The sequence below is a fragment of the Pedobacter sp. GSP4 genome, from assembly GCF_051857575.1.
GTDB lineage: Bacteria > Bacteroidota > Bacteroidia > Sphingobacteriales > Sphingobacteriaceae > Pedobacter.
This window is the reverse complement of record NZ_JBPZIR010000001.1, coordinates 361,115-382,276: the sequence shown is the minus strand read 5'-3', so window position 1 is coordinate 382,276 and position 21,162 is coordinate 361,115. Positions and strand designations below refer to the sequence as shown.

The window sequence follows — 21,162 nt, the reverse complement described above, 5'->3', positions numbered from 1 at the left end:
AAACACAAGCTCATTATCATAAACCAAAACCAATTCAATGAAATTCAAACTATTTACTTTGGCTTGTTTTCTGATTACAGGTGCTATTGCGAAAGCACAGACGGCCTACCAATGGAAAACCGGAACATCGGGCGGTTATACGTACAAATACGTAACCAACGACCCTACCAAAACCCGTTTTTACACTTTAAAGAACGGTTTAACCGTAATTTTATCTCAAAACAACAAAGAGCCAAACATTACTTACAAAATGGCGGTAAGGGCCGGAAGTAATACCGATCCAAGAACCAATACGGGTTTGGCCCACTATTTAGAGCACCTTTTATTTAAGGGAACGGATAAGTTCGGAACGTTAAACTATGCCAAAGAAAAACCGCTTTTAGATAAAATTGAATCGCTTTACGAGGTTTACAACAAAACGACAGATCCGGCCAAGCGTAAAGAAATTTACAAGGAAATTGATAAAACCTCGGGCGAGGCTTCAAACTACTCGATTGCGAATGAGTACGATAAAATGATGAAATCTATCGGAAGCGGCTCCACCAATGCCCATACTTCGGTAGAAGAAACGGTTTATGAAGAAGACCTTCCATCAAATGCAATCGATAAGTTTTTAGCGGTACAGGCCGAGCGTTTCCGTGCACCGGTTTTCCGTATTTTCCACACCGAGTTAGAAGCGGTATACGAAGAAAAAAACATCGGTATGGATAACGATGGCCGTAAAATGTACGAAAAAATGCTTTATGCGCTTTTCCCAACACATAACTACGGGCAACAAACCACCATTGGTACCATTGAGCATTTAAAAAACCCATCGTTAATCGAAATCAGAAAATATTACAACAAATATTATGTGCCAAATAATATGGCCTTAATTATGTCGGGCGATATTAATTACGATGATTTAATCAAGAAAATTGACAAGGATTTTGCCTACATGGCACCAAAACCACTGTCGCTTTACAACCCAGCTCCCGAAAAACCTTTAACACAGATCCAAACGGTTGATATTTATGGTCCAAGTGCCGAAAATTTATATGTTGCTTATAGAGGTTTTGCACAAAATACCCACCAAAGCTTATTGCTCGATTTAATCGGCAGCATTTTATCAAACGGTAAAGCGGGCTTAATGGATATCAACATCAATAAGCAACAAAAAATGCTTAGGGCTGGTGCAGGTTACAACTCGATGAAAGATTATGGAATCTTTATTCTATCGGGTTCGCCAAAAGCTGGACAAAGTTTAGAAGATGCACAGAAATTATTGTTAGAGCAGGTAGAACTGCTTAAAAAAGGCGAATTCGACGAAAGTTTAATCAAAGCTACCGTGGCCAACATTAAATTGGCAGAACTGCAAAGTTTCGATAACAATGATGTTCGTGCAGATGCTACCATGAATGCTTTTATTCAAAACCGTGGTACCGAATGGGATAAAACCTTAGCCTCAACGGATGCGATGGCCAAAGTAACCAAAAAGGAAATTGTAGATTTTGCCAATAAATTTTTCATCAACAATTATGCTGTTATCTTAAAACATAAAGGTGAAGACAAAAGCATTATCAAGGTAGAAAAACCAACCATTACAGCTGTAAAAACCAATGTTAACGAGGTTTCTCCCTTCACAAAAAATATTATTGCTGCCCCGGTAAAACCTATCGCCCCTAAATTTTTAGATTATACCAAAGATCTTAATTTCGGTAAAGCAGGTATTGCAGATGTAATCTCGGTTCAAAACACCGAAAACGGCATTTTCCGCATGGGCTACCGTTTTGATATGGGTTCTTACAACTACAAACTATTGCCTTATGCTACCCAGTATCTGGCTTTCTTAAGCACGGATAAATATTCGGCAGAAGATATCAGCAAGGCATTTTACAACATTGCCTGTAGCTACAACATTAATGTGGGTACTGATGTAACTACCGTATCGATTAGTGGTTTACAGGAAAACTTTGATAAAGCCGTTGCTTTGGTTGAAGATGTTTTAGCGCATTGCAAGCCAAACGAAAAAGCTTTAGAAGATTTAAAGGGCCGTTTGTTAAAATCGAGAGAAAATGCGAAACTGAACAAATCGTCAATCCTTGGTGGTTTAATGAGCTATGCACAATATGGTGCAGATAACCCTTTCAACTACGGATTAACCAATGATGAGATCAAGAATATGAAATCGGCCGATCTGATTTATATCCTGCACAATCTTACCAATTACAAACACACCATTACTTATTACGGGCCTAAAACATTGGCTGCATTTTCTGCAGATATTGTAAAAGCTCATCCTTTGGCAAAAGAATTTAACGATGCTGCGCCGATCAAGAAATTTGTGTACACCAAAACCGATTCGAACAAAGTTTACTTTGCCGATTACGATATGGTGCAGGCAGAAATCCGTTGGGTACGCAACGGCGGATTGTACGATCCGGCCAATGCAGCCAAAATAGCCTTATTTAACAACTACTTTGGTGGTGGTATGGGCTCGGTTGTATTCCAAACCATCCGCGAATCTAAAGCTTTGGCTTATTCTACTTTCGCGGTATATTCTTCGCCAAACAGCAAAGACAAAGAAAACACCATTATTGCTTACGTGGGTACACAGGCAGATAAAATGAATGAGGCTGTTGCGGGTATGAATGAATTGTTAACCACTTTACCGGAGTCGGATAAATCATTCGCTTTATCGAAAACAAACTCATTAAATGGCTTAGAAACCAGCCGTATCACTAAAGACGGAATTATCTACACCTACCTGGCCGATAAAAAATTAGGTTTCGATCACGATTCGAGGGTTGATGAATATGCCAACTTAAAACCGTTAACCTTTAATGATGTAAAATCATTCCACCAGACTAATCTTTCGGGCAAACCTTACAGCTATTGTATCGTGGCTTCTGAAAAGAAAATCAACATGGCCGATTTAGCAAAATTTGGGCCGGTAACAAAATTAAGCCTGGAGCAGATTTTTGGATACTAGAAAGGTTGAAGGTAAGAAGGTAGAGGGTTAAAGGTAAAACCCAACGCCCAAAAATTAAAATATGAGCGGTTCCCAGAAATGGGGATCGCTTTTTTTGTTCATTGGTTCATTGGTCATTCGTCATTAGTTCATTGGTCATTAGTTCATTAGTCATTAGTTCATTAGTCATTAGTTCATTGAAAACTGTCAACTGGAAACTGTTAACTAGAGTTAGTTATTGGTATTCCGCGCGTAAAAACAATTTGATGTCTTCGTACCTTAGTGATAAAAGCTAAAACAACACGTTCCGTGTTAATCTGTGCATCTGTGGCTAAAAAGTTTATTAGTTCATTGGCAATTAGTTTATTGAAAACGGCCAAATGAAAACTGGAGTTTGTTATTGGTATGCAGACTTAAAAAACAATCTTTGTGCCTTGGTGCGTTTGTGGTAAAAAGCTAAACAATACATTCCGTGTTAATCCGTGCTTCCGTGGCAAAAAAAAGCTAGTTATATTTCAATTTCCCTAAAATCTCTTCCACCGAAAACTTCGCTCCGCATACAAATTCATCGGCCGCGCCATAGTAAATGGTTAATTCGTCGCCATTAAGCACATGCCCGTTGGTAAATACCACTTCGCCAAAGAAACCATGTAGTTCATAATCTGCTGTGGGCACCATAATGGGGTCTGTTGTGCGCGCCAATACTTTCGAAGGGTCGTTTAAATCCATTAAAAAAGCACCTAAACAATATTGATGCTTATCATTTGCGCCATGGTATATTTCGAGCCAGCCAGCCGAGGTTTTGATGGGTGCTGCACCCGCACCAACCCGTGCACTATCCCAAAAACTGGCCCTGGTTTTAACTATACATTTATGTTTGCCCCAATGTATACCATCTGGCGATTCGGCCAGCCAAATGTAATTGCCACCCAGAGCTACGCTGCTGGGGCGGTGCAAAGCGTAAAACTTTCCGTTAATACGTTCTTCAAACAGGGCGCAGTCTTTATTGTGCGGTGGAATAATCATTCCATGGTGCTGAAAATTGATCCAATCTTTTGTGGTACGCATCCCCACACCAACCCCGTGTTCAGAAACAGCGGTAAAAGTTAAATAATAGGTTTCATCAATCAGCGAAACACGGCAATCTTCAATCCCAAAAACCTCATCTTCGCCTTCACCCTGTAGCAAGGGATATCCTGCGGGCTGATAAAAATTTACACCATCATCGCTGCAAACCAATCTTAAATGAGATAGCGTAGTTAAATAATCGGCACCTTTGTAATTGATTACCCTTGGGTCGCTTGCATCTAATTCGGGGTGCTGCCCATCAATTTCGACAATATCTATCCCTCCATTTTTCAGCACGGGAAAAGAGATGGTGCCTTGCCGCTGTTCGGGCCGCTCGGCTACACGGATGAGCAGCCAGGTTTTGCCATCGAAAGTAAAGACACCTGGATTAAGCAAACAAACAATAACCAAACCTTCCCTGCTGGGTTTTAAATCCATAGGAGAAAGTATCGGATTTTGACTAAAACGTTGTGCAATATCGCGCATAGCAAAGGCTTAAAAGCAAACAGGCACCCAAATGTGGATGCCTGTTTTAATTATAGGATTGAAATTATAATGAGTTGATCCATTTTACAAGCTCTTCTCTCCCTTTTCCGGTTTTTTGCTGCAGTTTACCCAGCAATTCATCGTCCTGCCCCTCTTCGTGCTTTAAATCATCATCTGTTAAATCGGCATAGGCCTGTTTAACCTTACCTTTTATTTCATTCCACTTTCCTTTTAATTCTAACTTATCCATGCTCGTATTTTTTTTATAAATGATATACTTTTTAATCTTAATAACATTTTACCGCGCCTTTTTGTTTCGATCTATAGGCTTAAAACCAAACAACACTCATATTTAACGTTATTCCTCAAGGTTTTACGCTTCTTTTTTAGTATATTGAAAATACATTCCTACAAAAATCAAACATTATTAACTAAACTAAACAATTGATGAAAAAACTACTCTTAAGTATGATTTTGTCTTTCGGATTAATTTCATTTGCTTTCGCACAGGGCAGGGTCATTACCGGAAAAGTTACGTCGAACTCCGGACCAATTCCCGGGGTTAGCGTATACGTAAAAGGCGCTCCAGCTAACGGTACACAAAGTGATGTTACCGGGGCTTTTAAACTCAGTGTTGCCGATGATGCAAAAATCCTTGTCTTTAGCTTTATCGGTTACAAAACAAAAGAGGTGGCCATTACCGGACAAAATATAAATGTAAGTCTGGAGGAAGAAAATACCACATTATCTGATGTAGTGGTAGTAGGTTACGGCACGCAGATTAAGCGCGATGTTACGGGATCGGTAGCCTCGGTGAAATCGAAAGATTTAGAAAACCTGCCCGTAACCACCTTTGAACAGGCCTTACAGGGAAAAGCTGCTGGTGTACAAATTGCGGCCCAGAATGGAAAACTTGGGCAGGGCATTACGGTACGGGTAAGGGGCGCTGCATCGGTAACTGCCGGTAGCGAACCACTTTATATCGTAGATGGTATCCCGATTACCTCAGGAGATTTTTCGAGCACAACCGCGCCAACCAGCGCTTTAGCCGATTTAAACACCAATGATATCGAATCTATCGAGGTTTTAAAAGATGCCTCGGCCTCTGCAATTTATGGTGCAAGGGCATCAAACGGTGTGGTGCTCATTACCACCAAACAGGGCAAGGTAGGCAAAACACTCATTCAGTTTAATGCATTGGGCGGAATCAGTTCGCCATCTAACCACAGGGATTTTTTAACAGCAGAGCAGTATGTTAAAATTTTACGCCGTGCCGGACAGGGTGCAGCCAATCAGGATTTTTTAAATGGCGACTATACTACCCTACAGGAAGCCTTGGATGATTACAGTTCGAGTGTGGAGGCAAGGCTAAACCGGTATTCGGCAGGCAATAATGATTACCAGACCTATAAGGTAAACTCCAACTGGGAGGCGGCTTCTTTTCAGGATAACCCGGCTACACAACAGTACGACCTTAATTTGACCGGCGGAAACGAAAAAACCAAATTCTATATCGGTGGCCAGGCCTTAGATCAAGATGGGATTTTGGTGGGCAACAGTTACAAAAGATACAGCGGCAGGTTAAACCTCACCAATAAGGTAACCGATTTTTTAGAAGTTGGCGTTAACCTTAATTTTTCGAACAGCATCAACAACCGCTTATCAAACGATAATGCCTTTTCAAGTCCACTGCAATCTGTAGCGCTATCGCCGATTACTCCTTTTATCGACCCAAGATCTGGCTTGATCAGCGGAACACTACCGGGTGCAGCATCAAACTACCCTGTATATTATAACCCATTTATCGGTATTGAAAATGCTTTTTACAAGGCTACCGTGTACAGAACAATCGGTAAGGCCTTTGCCAATATCAACCTGGCGAAAGGGCTAAAATTCAGCACCGATTTTTCTATTGATAACCTGAACCAGAATGAAGAAAGCTATTACGGTTCTTTAACATTCAGAAATACGGGCACTTCAAATGGTGACGGGCAAAATATTTCGACTTTTGTAATTAACACCAATACGAACAACTTTTTCAGCTACAACACCACCATCGGCAAAAGTAGCTTTGATGCCATTTTGGGTACCAGTTATCAAAAATCAACAACGAAATACAGCACCATCGAAGGTCAGGATTTTCCGAGCGATTCTTACATCAAACTGGGATCGGCAGCCACAAAGGTTATTGCCACCAGTAACGAGGGCGCATTTAGCTTTCTATCCTATTTCTTTAGGGCAAATTATAAATATAACGACCGTTATTTAATCGGATTCAGTGTGCGTGCTGATGGCTCTTCCCGTTTCGGTGCAAATCATAGATATGGTTACTTCCCTGCCGGATCGTTGGCCTGGATTGCCTCTGAAGAAGATTTTTTGAAACAGAGTGAAACCATTAGTTTGCTAAAAGTAAGGGCCAGTTATGGTTTAACCGGTAATGCCGAAATCGGAAACTACTCTGCACGTGGCCTATTTAGCGGCACAGGTGCTTATGGTGGCCTGCCGGGGCAGATTCCATCGCGGATTGCCAACCCAGATTTAACCTGGGAAAAAACCAAACAGCTCGACATTGGCTTAGACTTTGGTATTTTAAAGAATAGAATTACCGGGGTTTTCGATTTTTACCGTAAAAACACTACCGACCTGCTTTTGGATGTACCTGTACCACAAACCACTGGTTTCTCTACCAAAACACAAAATTTAGGTGCGTTAAAAAATACCGGCTTTGAGCTTGGTATCAATACCGAAAACCTGGTGGGTGCTTTCAAATGGTCAACAGCCATAACAGCAGCCATTAACAACAATAAAATTACCAATTTAGGCGGTCAGGTTTTAAATGGCAACGAAATAAACGCGGCCATTTCAGGTCAGCCGATCGGTGTTTTCTACCTGCCAGAATACGCAGGTGTAAATCCGGCCAATGGCGATGCCCTGTATTTTTTAAATACCACCGATGCTTCAGGAAATGTGGATAGATCGGTAACTACTGACATTAACAAAGCACAAAGAATATTTGCCGGAAACCCTAATCCAAAATATACATTTGGGTTTAACAATACCCTCTCTTTCCAAAATTTTGATCTGGGCATATTTTTTCAGGGCGTTAAGGGGAACAAGATTTTTAATGCCGGCGGGCAGTACATGAGCGCAAATGCATCAAACGGCTACGATAACCAAACTGCAGACCAGATGAGCTATTGGGATAAACCCGGAGATGTTACCTCCGTGCCCGAACCACGCCTATTTTATGGCAATGGGGTAGGCAATTCTACCCGCTATTTATCTGATGGTTCGTACGTTCGTTTAAAAACCGTAACGCTTGGATATACCTTCCCTGCTTCGGTACTTACAAAAATTAAACTGAGCAAGTTAAGGGTATATGCAACTGGTTTAAATTTACTGACCATTACCGGTTACAAAGGCTGGGACCCTGAAGTAAATGCCGATTACCAATCGACCAATATTAACCAGGGGGTAGATTTTTATTCGGCTCCGCAACCACGTACAATTTCATTTGGTATAAACATTGGCCTATAATTTAAAGAGAATCAAAATGAAAAAGACATATATAAATAAGATCATATTTGCTTGCCTGTTTCTGATGGTTTTATCATCATGCAAAAAAGCACTCGATATTAATCCGGTAGATACGATTGAACAGCAAAATGCCTTGCGCACGTCGAAAGATGTTGAAGGAGCCCTGGTTGGTGCCTACTCAGATTTAGGCAGCCGTAACTTTTTTGGTGGACGGCCATTTCTAATAACCGATTTTTTGGCCAATACCAATGCCATTGAATGGTTTGGAACCTACGAGGAACTCACACAGGCCATCAATAAATCGCTATTGAAAACCAATACCTTTGTAGATAATGTTTGGGCTGCTGGGTATACCGCCATAAACGACGCTAATAATGTAATTGCAGCAATTGACAAAGTTGATGCGGCAAAGAAAAGCAGGGTTGAAGGCGAAGCCAAGTTTATACGCGGTGCAGCCTATTTTGAGCTGGTAAGGTTATTTGGAAAAGCCTACAACGATGGTTCTCCGACTACAAACCCTGGGGTGCCTATTGTACTAACGCCAACCACTGTAGTAAGCGAATCGAGCTACCTCAGCAGATCGACTGTGGCGGCAGTTTATACCCAGGCCATTGCCGATTTAACCGATGCTGAAGCCAAACTTCCGGCCACAAACGGTTTTTTCGCTACCAAATCGGCCGCGGCAGGAATGTTAGCTCGGTTATATTTGCAAATGGGCAATTTTAGCGCTGCAGGTGCTGCTGCAAACAGGGTAATTGCTTCAGGGAATTACCATTTAACGGCTGCTTACATAGATGCCTTTCCGAAAATGCCCGAAAGTGGTAAACCGGCAAAACCTGGCGAAAACACGACTGAAGATGTTTTTGCCATGCAGGTAACCACCTTAACCGGCTTTAATGGATTTAATGAATTTTATGGCTCATCTACCTTTGGCGGCCGTGGAGATGCCGTAATTTCGCAAGATTGGATTGATGCTACCTATAGCACCGCTGATGATAGAAAAAATGCCTTTTACGATGATGACGATATGTTTACCGCAAAATTCGGTAATCAATACGGAAACGTTCCTGTAATCCGCTTAGCCGAAATGTACTTAATCAGAGCAGAGTGTAATGCCCGTTTGGCACCTGCGGCACCAATTGGTGGCCAAACACCTCTGCAGGATTTAGCCGTGGTAAGAAGTAGGGCTGGCTTAACAACCACAACAGCCACTTTGGCCAATATTTTGGCTGAACGTAAACTCGAACTCGCTTTTGAAGGTTTCTCGCTACACGATGCCAAAAGAACGCAGACCAATATTGGCTCTATTCCATGGAATTCAACCGTTCTGGTTTTTCCAATTCCGCAAAGAGAGATTGATGCAAACAAAAACCTGGTACAAAATGCAGGTTACCAATAACAGCATTTCATTTAAACGAAAAAGCCCCAAATACTGGGGCTTTCTCGTTTAATATTGTTTTTTAAAGTTTATTGGCAGCTGCTATAATCTCTTCCACCACTCCCGGATCGAGCAATGTAGACGTATCGCCCAGATTAGCGGTATCGCCTTCGGCAATTTTGCGCAGTATCCTACGCATTATTTTGCCCGAACGTGTTTTTGGAAGTCCGGAAACAAACAAAATTTTATCTGGCTTGGCAATTGCCCCAATCACGCGGGTAACCGTTTGTAAAATATCCTTTTTAGATAATTCGGCCTCTCCGTGCATTTCAGGGTAAATTACAAAAGCATAAATGCCCTGTCCTTTTACATCGTGTGGATAACCTACCACAGCACTTTCTACCACACCGGCATGCATGTTAATGGCATTTTCTACTTCAGCTGTCCCGATTCTATGGCCCGATACATTTAAAACATCATCTACCCTACCGGTAATTCTATAGTAACCGTCCTCATCACGTAAACAACCATCACCCGTAAAATATAAATTTTCGTAAGTAGAGAAATAAGTTTGCTTACAGCGCTCGTGGTCGCCATAGGTTGTGCGCAGCATGCCTGGCCAAGGAAACTTGATGCAGAGGTTGCCCATTACGCCGTTACCTTCAATTTCGTTACCGTTCTCATCAACCAAAATAGGTTGGATGCCCGGCAAAGGCAGGGTTGCAAAACTTGGCTTGGTTGGGGTTACGGTTGCAATAGGCGAAATCATAATCCCTCCGGTTTCGGTCTGCCACCAGGTATCTACTATTGGTGCTTTACCATGGCCAATTTTCTCATCAAACCAATGCCAGGCCTCTTCGTTAATTGGTTCTCCTACCGATCCTAAAACGCGGACCGTGCTTAAATCTTTTCCATTTAAAGGCTCATCGCCATAGCTCATTAAAGAACGGATGGCTGTTGGTGCAGTATATAAAGTATTTACTTTGTGTTTTTCCACAATATCCCAAAAACGCGATGGGCTGGGATAAGTTGGTATACCTTCAAAAAGAACCGAAGTTGCCCCTTGCGAAAGTGGTCCGTACACGATGTAAGAGTGCCCGGTAATCCAGCCAATATCGGCTGTACAGAAATATACCTCGCCCGGTTGGTAGTTGAACACATTAGAAAAAGTATAACCTGCATAAACCATGTAACCACCACAGGTGTGAACAACCCCTTTTGGCTTACCGGTAGAGCCAGATGTATACAGGATAAAGAGCATATCCTCTGCATCCATTTCCTCTGCCTCACAAACATCGTTAACATGTTTAACTTCATCTTCCCACCACACATCTCTTCCTTTCAACATCGAAACAGGCGTACGTACATGTGTTAATACAATACATTTTTCTACCGTGGGGCAACCTATCAATGCATCGTCAATTACATCCTTTAACGGGATCTGTTTGTTACCGCGGTAAGAGCCATCAGCAGTAATTACAAGTTTACACTGCGAATCGTTAATCCTATCGGCAATAGATTTGGCCGAAAAGCCGCCAAAAATAACCGAATGTACCGCACCTATCCTCGCGCAGGCCAAAACAGCAATTGCCAATTCGGGCACCATTGGCATATAGATACAGATACGGTCGCCTTTTTTAGCGCCATTGCGTTTTAACACATTGGCAAAACGGCATACTCGCTCGTGCAGCATTTTATAAGTGTAGGTAACACTCTCCTCTTCAGGATTATTGGGCTCCCAGATAATGGCGGGTTTATCTCCGTTGGTTGCCAAATGGCGGTCTAAACAGTTTTCGGTAATATTAAGCTTAGCCCCTTCAAACCACTTGATATTGGGTTCATTAAAGTTCCACGACAATACTTTGAACCAGGGCTTGCGCCACTGGAAATTTTGCGCCACCTCACCCCAAAACTGCTCAGGGTTTTCTACGCTTTTCTTATAATCTTCTTCGTATTGCTTAAAAGATGTAATTTGCATCGCTCGTTTTATATTTTGGATTAGTGCGGCTAATTTAAAGAAATAATAACAAGGTAAAATAGTTAAATCGTATCAAAATGGATATCAAACGTTTGATCAAAATTATTTATATTTGATATATGAAAAATTTCGCTTTAACACTCCTTCTACTTACCACATTGATGGCAAATAGAACATTCGCAACTTTCAGGTCCGGTTTAAAATCTGAAAACGATACCACTAAAACTGCTCTTTATACTGTTTTGGCAAAATCGCAAAACATAGAATCTGTTGAAATCCGGAAGAGCAAGAAAAGTGGACAGATTGTTTTTATTACGATAGGTAAAAAGAAATTATCTGCAGTAAACAATAATTCGACAGGATACGGTGTAGTTGGAACTTCTGAATCAGCTGAAGTAAGGAACCAAACAGGGCCAACATTTGACAACATTGAAGTTTTAAATGGTGGTTATGATAGCATTAAGGTTGATAAAAAATCGACAACCCAAAATTTTTACACCTTGACAAATATCAATTTCCCCTTACGCTTAAGGCTCCATGCTGGTACAGAGCTTATAGATTTCGAATTAAAGGAACCAGGAAGATGGGATGTTGATATAAATTATAAAAATAATTAACTAGGCTCTTGCCTTTTACAATTATTATTCAGATATTTGCACACTCTTAAAAAAATTAAGCGACCGATATTTAACAACTATATTTACAAGTCATGTCAAGAGTTTGTGATTTAACAGGAAAAATGGCAATGAAAGGCAATAACGTATCGCACTCGAACGTTAAAACCAAACGCAAATTTTATCCTAATTTGAAACTTCAGAAATTTTATATCCCTGAAGAAGACCGTTGGATTACGTTGAAAGTTTCTACTTCAGCGATTAAAACCATCAATAAAGTGGGTATTAGCGAAGCCATCAACCGTTTCGTAAAAAAAGGATTTTTGTAAAAAACATTAACTGTTGAGATTAACAGTTTACAATTAATATTAAAATGGCAAAAAAAGGTAACAGAGTTCAGGTTATTTTAGAATGTACTGAGCACAAAGAAAGTGGCATGCCAGGTATGTCTAGATATATTTCTACCAAAAACCGTAAAAACACTACTGAGCGTTTAGAATTGAAAAAATTCAACCCGGTATTGAGAAAAGTAACCGTACACAAAGAAATTAAATAATTGAATGATAGATTGATTGAATGGGTGAGTTTAATTCATTCATTCGAACATTCACTAATTCAATCATTAAAATTATAACAACATGGCAAAGAAAGTAGTTGCAACCCTTAAAACAGGTACAGGTAAAGAGTATTCGAAAGTAATTACAATGGTTAAATCACCAAAAACAGGTGCTTACTCATTCAAAGAACTTATCGTACATAACGACCACGTAAAAGATGCTATTGCATCTAAATAAGGTTAATATTTTTTAATATTAAAAGATATTAAAGGCCGTTCCGTTTTAACCGGAAGGGCTTTTTTTGTTATATCAAATTTTAGATATGGGCTTATTCGATTTTTTCAAAAAGAAAGAAACTGCACCTGAAGCTCAAGAAGCTTTAGATAAGGGTTTAGAGAAAACAAAAGATGGTTTCTTCAACAAAATTACCAAGGCCGTTGCCGGAAAATCTTCTGTTGATGATGAAGTGCTCGATAATCTGGAAGAAGTTTTGGTTACTTCTGATGTGGGTGTAAGCACTACGCTGAAAATTATTAAGCGTATTGAAGACCGTGTTGCCAAAGACAAATACCTGAACACCTCCGAATTAAACTTTATTCTGCGCGATGAAATTCAACTGCTGTTATCAGAAAACAACAGTAACGATTTCCGTCAGTTCGAATATGGCGATCATAAACCTTATGTAATTATGGTTGTTGGCGTTAACGGTGTGGGTAAAACCACTACCATTGGAAAGCTGGCACATAAACTTAAAGAATCGGGCCTTAAGGTTGTTTTAGGCGCTGCCGATACCTTTAGGGCCGCAGCCGTAGATCAGATTAAGCTTTGGGGCGAACGTGTAGGCGTTAGGGTGGTAGCGCAGGGCATGGGCTCCGATCCTGCTTCAGTAGCTTTCGATACTTTGCAATCGGCTGTAGCCAATAATGAAGATGTGGTTATTATCGATACCGCTGGCCGTTTGCACAACAAAATTGGTTTGATGAACGAGCTGGGCAAAATTAAACAGGTAATGCAGAAAGTGGTACCAGGTGCACCGCACGAAATTTTATTGGTGCTGGATGCCTCAACCGGTCAGAATGCTTTTGAACAATGTAAACAGTTTACAGAAGCAACTGATGTAAATGCTTTAGCCATTACCAAATTAGATGGTACTGCCAAAGGTGGTGTGGTAATCGGCATTTCGGATCAGTTTAAAATCCCGGTTAAATATATCGGTGTTGGAGAAAAGATAAACGACCTGCAACTATTCGATAAAAAGGAATTTGTGAATAGTTTATTTAAGTAACCTATTAACCATTCGTCATGCCGAATTTATTTCAGCATCTCTTTTTTTAAATTAAAGACCCTGAAATAAATCCGATAGCTATCGGATCAGGATGACGATCTCCTTACTTTTAATAACAGTAAAGATTAAGTGAAAGATGAATACCAAAATAGCAAGAAGTAAAACCACAGTTAAACAGCCAAAAATTAATGTAATTACTTTGGGTTGTTCAAAAAACATATACGATTCGGAAGTATTGATGGGACAGCTGCGTGGCAACAATTTAAACGTTACACACGAATCTGATAAAATGGGCAAAGATGATATCGTAGTAATCAACACCTGCGGTTTTATCGATAATGCCAAGCAGGAATCTATTGATACCATCCTACAGTTCAGCGAACTTAAAGAGGCTGGTAAAATTGGCAAGGTTGTGGTTACCGGCTGCCTTTCTGAACGTTATAAACCCGAGCTGGAATCGGAAATTACCAACGTTGATGCATTCTTTGGTACCAATGATTTACAAAACATATTGCACGAGTTGGGCGCTAATTACAAACATGAGCTTATTGGCGAACGTTTACTCACTACCCCATCTCACTTTGCTTATTTTAAAATAGCTGAAGGCTGTAACCGCCCATGTTCATTCTGTGCCATTCCGCTGATGCGTGGTAAGCACATGAGCAAGCCGATGGAAGAATTAGTGAACGAAGCAAAGATTTTGGCTAAAAACGGCACCAAAGAGCTGATATTAATTGCCCAGGATCTTACCTATTATGGCCTGGACCTTTACGGTGTGCGTAAGTTAGATGAACTGATGCGCCGTTTATCGGATGTGCCGGGCATTGAGTGGATCCGCCTGCAATACGCCTACCCTTCTGGCTTCCCGATGGAAATTTTAGACGCCATGAACGAACGCGATAACATCTGTAAATATCTGGATATGCCCTTACAGCACATTACAGATAATATGTTAAAATCAATGCGCCGAGGTACTACAAAGCAAAAAACCATCGATCTGGTAAACCAGATCAGGGACAAAGTGCCGAACATTGCCATGCGTACCACTTTAATCTGCGGTTATCCGGGCGAAAGTGAACGCGATTTTGAAGAAATGAAGGAATGGGTTGCAGAAACCAAATTCGACCGCTTAGGCTGCTTTACCTACTCTCACGAAGAAAAAACCCATGCGCATACCTTGGTTGATGATGTACCTGATGAAGTGAAACAGCAACGTGTAGATGATATTATGGAAATCCAGCAGGGTATTTCGTTCGATATCAACCAAGAAAAAGTTGGGCAAACCTTTAAAGTTCTGGTCGACAAAAAAGAAGGCGATTTCTTTGTAGGCAGAACAGAATTCGACTCGCCTGAAGTAGATAACGAAGTTTTAATTGATGCTGCAACAGGTTATGCCGCCAATGGAAGTTTTGTTAACGTGAAAATTGATCGGGCCGAAGATTTCGATCTATACGGAACAATTGTTTAATCAAATATAACTGATTAAAATCCCGGGGCGCTGCTTTCGGGATTTTGTTTTGTGGTGAAAAACATATTTTAATTAAAAAACTCCCGATCAGGAATCGGGAGTTTTTTATTTAGTTTTTAGGGGCCGGCCTGTCTTTAATCTGACTAGCTTTTAACCAGATTTTGGCACCTTTTGCGTTTACATAATATTTTTCGTTCTTTCCGTTGATGTAAACATCTGAACCATCGGGTGCCATTTTACCTTTCCAGGTTTTATCGGCTACTTTCGAACTACCTTTTACAGCAACTTCTGCAGTTTTATTACCCACAGATTTAGCGCCTTTACCAATGGCTTTACCTGTATGATCTAATGCCTTTCCAACTTCGGTTTTTTTCTTTTCTTGTGCGTTTACGCTAAGGGTTACACCGCCAATTAAGGCCATTGTTAATAAACCCATTACAAATTTCTTTTTCATGACAGCTATATTGTTTTTTATGATAACAGTGCCGTATGATTTTTGTTTGGCGTACAGAACAAATTAAATAAACCTTATTGAAGTAGCTACACATTTGCAATGCCAGCAAAGTACTGAAGCTGATTAAGCCCTGATATAAAATTATAACAGCGGACAAAGCTAAACCGCACAAAAAATTAGTAGCGGAAATAAGGGCCACTGTAAGCGGCGAGCATAAAAACTGCTTTACATTTTTTGAAGCGCAGGGACAATGCAATTATTTCCATGTGTTCCCGTGCTTTGCTATATCCCTTCGCTGCACTTAGGGGATGCCGCTTCGCCCTGGGCTAAGTACATGATAAAATGCAGCGATGCCAGGCTTAGTTTAACTTTTCGGCCAGTAATTTCATTTCTATCTGCGGCGAACGTTTCTCATAAATGATGCTGTGAACAGCCTTACAAATGGGCATATCAACGTTATACTCCTGATTTTTAATGTGCATGCATTTGGCGGCATAATAACCTTCTGCAATCATATTCATTTCCAGCTGAGCCGATTTTACCGTATAGCCCTTACCTACCATGTTACCAAAGGTACGGTTACGGCTAAACTGCGAGTAAGCAGTTACCAATAAATCGCCCAGGTAAGCCGATTCTTTAATATCGCGGTTAATGGGGTGAACCACATCAACAAAACGTTTAATTTCCCTAATGGCATTGCTGATGAGTACCGCCTGAAAATTATCGCCATAGCCTATTCCATGACAGATACCACTTGCCACAGCATAAATATTCTTTAAAACGGCAGCATATTCAGTACCGAAAATATCGTCTGATACATTGGTTTTGATGTAACGTGTATTTAAAAAAGATGCAAAGGTCGATGCTTTTTCTACATCTGTACAGGCAATGGTTAAATAAGATAGTTTTTCTAGAGCTACCTCTTCGGCGTGGCAGGGGCCACTAACCACTAAAATATCGTGGTAAGGAATGTTGTAATTTTTATGCAGGAACTCACCGATAATCAGGTTGTCTTCCGGAACGATGCCTTTAATGGCAGAAACAATTTTCTTCCCTTTTAAATCATCAGCAGTGATGCTAGAAAGTGTTTCTTTTAAAAATGCGGCCGGAACATTCAAAATTACAAATTCGGCAGATTGAATAATCAGATTGATATCTGAAGAGATGTGGTCATCCTGCGAGAGTTTAATCTCAACAGAACTGATGTAATTGGGGTTGTGCTTAAATTTTTTAATGTGCTCTATGGCTGCTTCGTTGCGCATCCACCAAAAAATTTCTTTCTCTGATAAATTATCAGCAAGCATTTTTACAATGGCAGTAGCCCAGCTCCCACCCCCTATCATTGCTATTTTAGGTACCATATTTTAAAAAAGGTATAAGGCTTAAGGTAAAAGGCATAAGGTTATTATGGCCTGCGCCCTAAAGCTAAGGTAAAAGGTGTAAGGCAAAAGGTGTAAGACTTATGGCTAAAGGACAATTTGCCATAAAGCTTAAATCTTACACCCTAAACCTTTAGGATACACCTAAAGCCTGCAAGTTACTATTTCTAATAGATATTTACGATAAAAGTGTGAGGCGAATAGGTAATACCCTACACCTCACACCTTTAACCTTGCACCTAACAAGTCTACTTCTTAGCGTCTTTGTTAAACAACTGGTCTTTAGATGTTTTTTCTACAACCATACCGTCTTTTAACTTGTTCTGGATAGCCGAATAAGGGCCAGTTACGATTTCATTGCCAGCTTTAACACCCGATTTTACAATGATAAACTGATCATTCTGTATCCCGGTAGTTACTTCTGTTTTTTTAACTTTTTTGGTCTTAGCATCGTAAGCATACACATACTGTTTCACTTTTTTATCGGTTAGCTTAGATTTTTGCTTATCGGTATTTTCCTGGTTGCCCTGGTTCTGATTTCCTTCGCCCGATTTTCCGTTATCTGTAAATACAGCTTGTATAGGAATGGCCAAACCTGTTAAAGATTCGCTTTCAATATCAACCGTAGCCGACATACCCGGACGGAAGATAGACTGTTGTTTACCGGCCAGTTCTTCGCTGATCCTGATTTTTACAGAGAAATTGGTAACCTGATCTACCGAGGTTGATACTGCAGTACCTACAGCAGTTGATGAGCTTGCAATTTCCGTTACCACTCCCCTAAATTTCTTGTCAGAGAAAGCATCAACTTCAATTGAAGCTTTATCGCCAACCTTAACACGGGTAATGTCGTTTTCGTTTACATCCACATTAACTTCCATTGAGGATAGGTTAGAAATACGCATAATTTCTGTACCAGCCATTTGCGACGTACCTAAAATACGGTCGCCCAGCTCAATTGATAGTTTAGAAACCACCCCATCAACAGGTGCATATATTGTGGTTTTGGCCAAATTCGCACCTGCTTCTTTAACGTTTGCACCAGTTTGTTCTAAAGTAAATTTAGCTCCCGTTACATTTTCTTTAGCACTTGCTAAATTTGCTTTGGCCGTTAAATAAGCAGCTTTGGCCGCATCGAATTCTGAAGCTGATATTACTTTTTTATTGAAAAGCTCTACATTACGTTTATAGGTAGCATCGGCATTGATAAAATTTGCCTGGTTTTGAGCCAATTGCTGTTGTGCAGCAGCCACACTGGCTTTTTGTGCGTTAAAACTCGCTACTGTTCTTTCGTAACCCGATTGCAAAACATCAGGACGCACTTTACAAAGCAGTTGTCCGGCCTTAACAATATCGCCTTCTTTTACTTTCAGTTCTACAACCTCTCCCGATACCTCCGAGCTTAACTTAACTTCGGTTTCGGGCTGTATTTTACCGCTTGCCGTAACTGTTTCTACAACAGTTTTATCTGATGCTTTTTCCGTAGTTACTTTTTCAGTTTTATCGCCGCCAATAACTCCGGCCAGTTTAAGTATAACCAAGAGCGCTACGATAGCAACTACGGTAATAATAATATGCTTCAGTTTCATAATTTATTGTATTTCGTTTGTTTTATTAAAGTTGTAATGTTTTAAGGTTAAAATGTTGTGATGTTAAGACACAACATACAATGCTTTCGCCCTTTTTTAAGCCTTAAAAAGTAATTTGTTTACCCAGGTAATAATCAATTACTTTCGCCCTGAAAATAAGATCGTATTTGGCCTGGATAAAATCTATTTCAGCTTTGTTCCTATTGGTTTGGGCCGTGCTGTAATCTAAAGAATTTACCAAACCAACATTATAACGCTGTTCTACTACGTAAAAGGCATCCTTTTGCGCGTTAAAAGCATTTTGGGTAGAAGCATAACGGCTTTCGGCAGCTTTTAAATCGGTGGTAGCCTGAAAAATAACTTTATTCAGGTTATTCTTTGCAAGCTGTTCCTGCGTTAGATTATTTTGGTAGGTAATTTTCGCCTTGCGCACACTTGAGCGGGCAGTAAATCCATTAAAAATGGGAATCTGAAGGCTCATCCCTATACTTTGTCCCAACCTTTGATCGATTTGATCTGCAAACGAAGATTGTGGCGTTAATCCATTATAATTAAACTGGTAAGAATAGGAGGTATTTAATCCAGCGCCCAAGCTTAATGATGGCGAGTATGCGCCTTTTGCTACAGCGATGGCCTGCTTAGCCGCCAACGATCTTAATGTAGCCAATTTGATATCAGGAAAGATATTCAGCGCATTGTTATAAATTTCTTCTGCATCCACTGTTGTTGATGCCGTTTTAATATTATCAATCAGCGGTGCCTGTACCACAAATTTTTGGTTGGGCTGCATTTCCATTAACTGCCCCAGGGTGAGGTATGAAATGGAAAGGGCATTTTGGGCATTCGTTAAATTAAGTTCGGCAGTTGCGGCCTGAGATTTAGCCTGCGAAACATCGGCCAAGGTTTTATTACCCGCATCGAGCAAAGCATTTTCCCTGGTGAGGGTTTTTCTGGCAATATCCAATTGTTCTTTAGAAGCGCGTTCCAGATCCGTGTTATATAAAACCTGGAGATAAGCATTAACCACATTTAGGATCAGATCGTTCTTAACTTTTTCGATATTGGTTTTGTCGGCATCCAATAATATTTTATTCTGCCTGATCTGGTTTATTTTGGTAAAGCCCTGAAACAGGTCTACATTGGTAGTTAAATTACCGCTGGTGTATAATGATGTTTGGTTGGTAACCTGGAATGTTGTTTGATCCAAACCACGGCCAAATGTTAAATTGGGATTTATGCTCGCGTTTAAGTTGGGATAAAGCGCATATTTAGACTGTGTTAGGTTTTCTTCAGTTATTGCAGCGCTAAACTGTGCTTGTTTAATGGTCAGGTTATTTTTAAGGGTATTTTCAACAGCCTGCTGAATGGTAATCACCTGCTGGGCATTGGCAACCTGAAAAATACCTAAAGCAATTGATAATGCGGATCCGGTAATTAACTTCTTCTTGGTAAACATCTTCATAATTTGTTTCAAATCTATATAAACAACTTTAATAATTTCAATCTGTACAGGCATTTAGTAACTTTGTTGCTAAAATGTACCTCATCAAATCACCGCTTCTGCTAAAATGGTATTATCCATCATTATTATGGAATAAATCCCGCACCGAAAAAGTTATTTATCTGACCTTTGACGATGGACCCATACCCAATGTTACAGATTTTGTATTAAAAACTTTGAAAGTCTTTAATGCAAAAGCTACATTCTTTTGCATAGGCGATAATATTGTAAAACACCCCGAAGTTTTCGAACGCGTCAAAAACGATGGGCATGCCATCGGCAACCATACTTTTAACCATTTAAAAGGATGGAAAACTGATGATGAAACCTATCTTCAAAATACACTAAAATGCCAGGAACTTACCCAAACCAATCTTTTCCGGCCACCTTACGGGAGGATTAAGAAGAGCCAGGTTCGGAGTTTGGAGTCGGTAGTTTGGAGTCCGGAGTCTGGCTCCAAACTGAAAACCACAAACGCCCAACTGCAAATTGTGATGTGGGATGTACTCAGCGGCGATTTCGACATCAATCTGGCGCCCGAAAAATGTTATCAAAATGTAATTAAACATACCGAAAACGGCTCTATTATTGTGTTCCACGATAGTTTAAAGGCATTCGACCGCTTAACTTACGCACTTCCCAAGGTTTTAGCTTATTTTACTGAAAAAGGTTTTGCTTTCGCTACGCTTTAGCGATAGTTATGCCAGAACCTTTTTTATGGACTGCAACCGGATAAAAGCCGTTTTTGCATGAACAGCATCCTACCTACTGTTCAAAAACGGACAGAACTGTTCGGTAATGAACGTTTCCTGATTGATTAAAAGCATTTGTCAAATCACAAACTTACAGGATATTTTTCAAGGATTGGGGCGCTTTTTCAGCTTCTGATTTACATGGATTGCCTTAATTTAGAATAAT

Annotated in this window: 17 protein-coding genes; 10 read left to right on the top strand and 7 right to left on the bottom strand. The window is 40.3% G+C overall.

Annotated elements, in window-relative coordinates; translation table 11 throughout:
• Window positions 1–37: 37 nt before the first annotated feature.
• Window positions 38–2,971, top strand: coding sequence for a M16 family metallopeptidase (locus ACS5PU_RS01555; RefSeq protein ID WP_439457504.1), 2,934 nt, complete (start codon window positions 38–40; stop codon window positions 2,969–2,971).
• A 483-nt stretch (window positions 2,972–3,454) separates the two neighbouring features.
• Here ACS5PU_RS01555 and ACS5PU_RS01550 read toward each other — a convergent pair whose 3' ends face one another.
• Together ACS5PU_RS01550 and ACS5PU_RS01545 are read right to left on the bottom strand one after the other, a co-directional pair.
• The gene (locus ACS5PU_RS01550; RefSeq protein ID WP_439457503.1) at window positions 3,455–4,504 is read right to left on the bottom strand and encodes a glycoside hydrolase family 130 protein; all 1,050 of its coding nucleotides are present in this window, start codon (window positions 4,502–4,504) and stop codon (window positions 3,455–3,457) included.
• A gap of 64 nt (window positions 4,505–4,568) precedes the next feature.
• Complete coding sequence (locus tag ACS5PU_RS01545) at window positions 4,569–4,754, bottom strand: CsbD family protein (RefSeq protein WP_025145117.1); 186 nt, start codon at window positions 4,752–4,754, stop codon at window positions 4,569–4,571.
• 197 nt (window positions 4,755–4,951) lie between these two features.
• Here ACS5PU_RS01545 and ACS5PU_RS01540 point away from each other — a divergent pair, with 197 nt between their 5' ends.
• Together ACS5PU_RS01540 and ACS5PU_RS01535 are read left to right on the top strand one after the other, a co-directional pair.
• Window positions 4,952–8,041: a SusC/RagA family TonB-linked outer membrane protein gene (locus ACS5PU_RS01540; RefSeq protein WP_439457502.1), complete on the top strand. Its 3,090-nt coding sequence runs from the start codon at window positions 4,952–4,954 to the stop codon at window positions 8,039–8,041.
• 16 nt (window positions 8,042–8,057) lie between these two features.
• Window positions 8,058–9,440 (top strand): RagB/SusD family nutrient uptake outer membrane protein, encoded by a 1,383-nt coding sequence (locus ACS5PU_RS01535; protein ID WP_439457501.1) that lies wholly within the window; start codon window positions 8,058–8,060, stop codon window positions 9,438–9,440.
• A 61-nt stretch (window positions 9,441–9,501) separates the two neighbouring features.
• Here the strand turns inward: ACS5PU_RS01535 and acs are convergent, their stop codons facing one another.
• Window positions 9,502–11,409, bottom strand: coding sequence for an acetate--CoA ligase (gene acs / locus ACS5PU_RS01530; protein WP_439457904.1), 1,908 nt, complete (start codon window positions 11,407–11,409; stop codon window positions 9,502–9,504).
• A gap of 107 nt (window positions 11,410–11,516) precedes the next feature.
• Here acs and ACS5PU_RS01525 point away from each other — a divergent pair, with 107 nt between their 5' ends.
• From ACS5PU_RS01525 to rimO, 6 genes are all read left to right on the top strand, one after another.
• Window positions 11,517–12,014 carry a hypothetical protein gene (locus ACS5PU_RS01525; protein ID WP_439457500.1) on the top strand — a complete coding sequence of 166 codons (498 nt, stop codon included), beginning with the start codon at window positions 11,517–11,519 and terminating at the stop codon, window positions 12,012–12,014.
• Between the two features lie 92 nt (window positions 12,015–12,106).
• Window positions 12,107–12,340, top strand: coding sequence for a 50S ribosomal protein L28 (rpmB, locus tag ACS5PU_RS01520; protein ID WP_010599806.1), 234 nt, complete (start codon window positions 12,107–12,109; stop codon window positions 12,338–12,340).
• A 44-nt stretch (window positions 12,341–12,384) separates the two neighbouring features.
• Window positions 12,385–12,567 (top strand): 50S ribosomal protein L33, encoded by a 183-nt coding sequence (gene rpmG, locus ACS5PU_RS01515; protein ID WP_010599807.1) that lies wholly within the window; start codon window positions 12,385–12,387, stop codon window positions 12,565–12,567.
• Between the two features lie 82 nt (window positions 12,568–12,649).
• Window positions 12,650–12,805: a DUF4295 domain-containing protein gene (locus tag ACS5PU_RS01510; protein ID WP_010599808.1), complete on the top strand. Its 156-nt coding sequence runs from the start codon at window positions 12,650–12,652 to the stop codon at window positions 12,803–12,805.
• 85 nt (window positions 12,806–12,890) lie between these two features.
• Entirely contained in the window at window positions 12,891–13,853 is a 963-nt protein-coding gene (gene ftsY / locus ACS5PU_RS01505; protein ID WP_439457903.1) for a signal recognition particle-docking protein FtsY, read from the top strand.
• 136 nt (window positions 13,854–13,989) lie between these two features.
• Window positions 13,990–15,321: a 30S ribosomal protein S12 methylthiotransferase RimO gene (gene rimO, locus ACS5PU_RS01500; protein WP_439457499.1), complete on the top strand. Its 1,332-nt coding sequence runs from the start codon at window positions 13,990–13,992 to the stop codon at window positions 15,319–15,321.
• A gap of 109 nt (window positions 15,322–15,430) precedes the next feature.
• Here rimO and ACS5PU_RS01495 read toward each other — a convergent pair whose 3' ends face one another.
• The 4 genes from ACS5PU_RS01495 to ACS5PU_RS01480 form a co-directional block, all read right to left on the bottom strand.
• Window positions 15,431–15,775, bottom strand: a complete 345-nt coding sequence (locus tag ACS5PU_RS01495; RefSeq protein ID WP_439457498.1) for a hypothetical protein — start codon at window positions 15,773–15,775, stop codon at window positions 15,431–15,433.
• A 359-nt stretch (window positions 15,776–16,134) separates the two neighbouring features.
• On the bottom strand, window positions 16,135–17,136 hold the full coding sequence (locus ACS5PU_RS01490) for an NAD(P)H-dependent glycerol-3-phosphate dehydrogenase (RefSeq protein WP_439457497.1): 1,002 nt from the start codon (window positions 17,134–17,136) through the stop codon (window positions 16,135–16,137).
• Between the two features lie 266 nt (window positions 17,137–17,402).
• Window positions 17,403–18,743: an efflux RND transporter periplasmic adaptor subunit gene (locus tag ACS5PU_RS01485; RefSeq protein WP_439457496.1), complete on the bottom strand. Its 1,341-nt coding sequence runs from the start codon at window positions 18,741–18,743 to the stop codon at window positions 17,403–17,405.
• A 103-nt stretch (window positions 18,744–18,846) separates the two neighbouring features.
• Entirely contained in the window at window positions 18,847–20,259 is a 1,413-nt protein-coding gene (locus ACS5PU_RS01480) for a TolC family protein (RefSeq protein ID WP_439457495.1), read from the bottom strand.
• Between the two features lie 20 nt (window positions 20,260–20,279).
• Here ACS5PU_RS01480 and ACS5PU_RS01475 point away from each other — a divergent pair, with 20 nt between their 5' ends.
• Entirely contained in the window at window positions 20,280–20,936 is a 657-nt protein-coding gene (locus ACS5PU_RS01475) for a polysaccharide deacetylase family protein (protein ID WP_439457494.1), read from the top strand.
• Window positions 20,937–21,162: the final 226 nt, after the last annotated feature.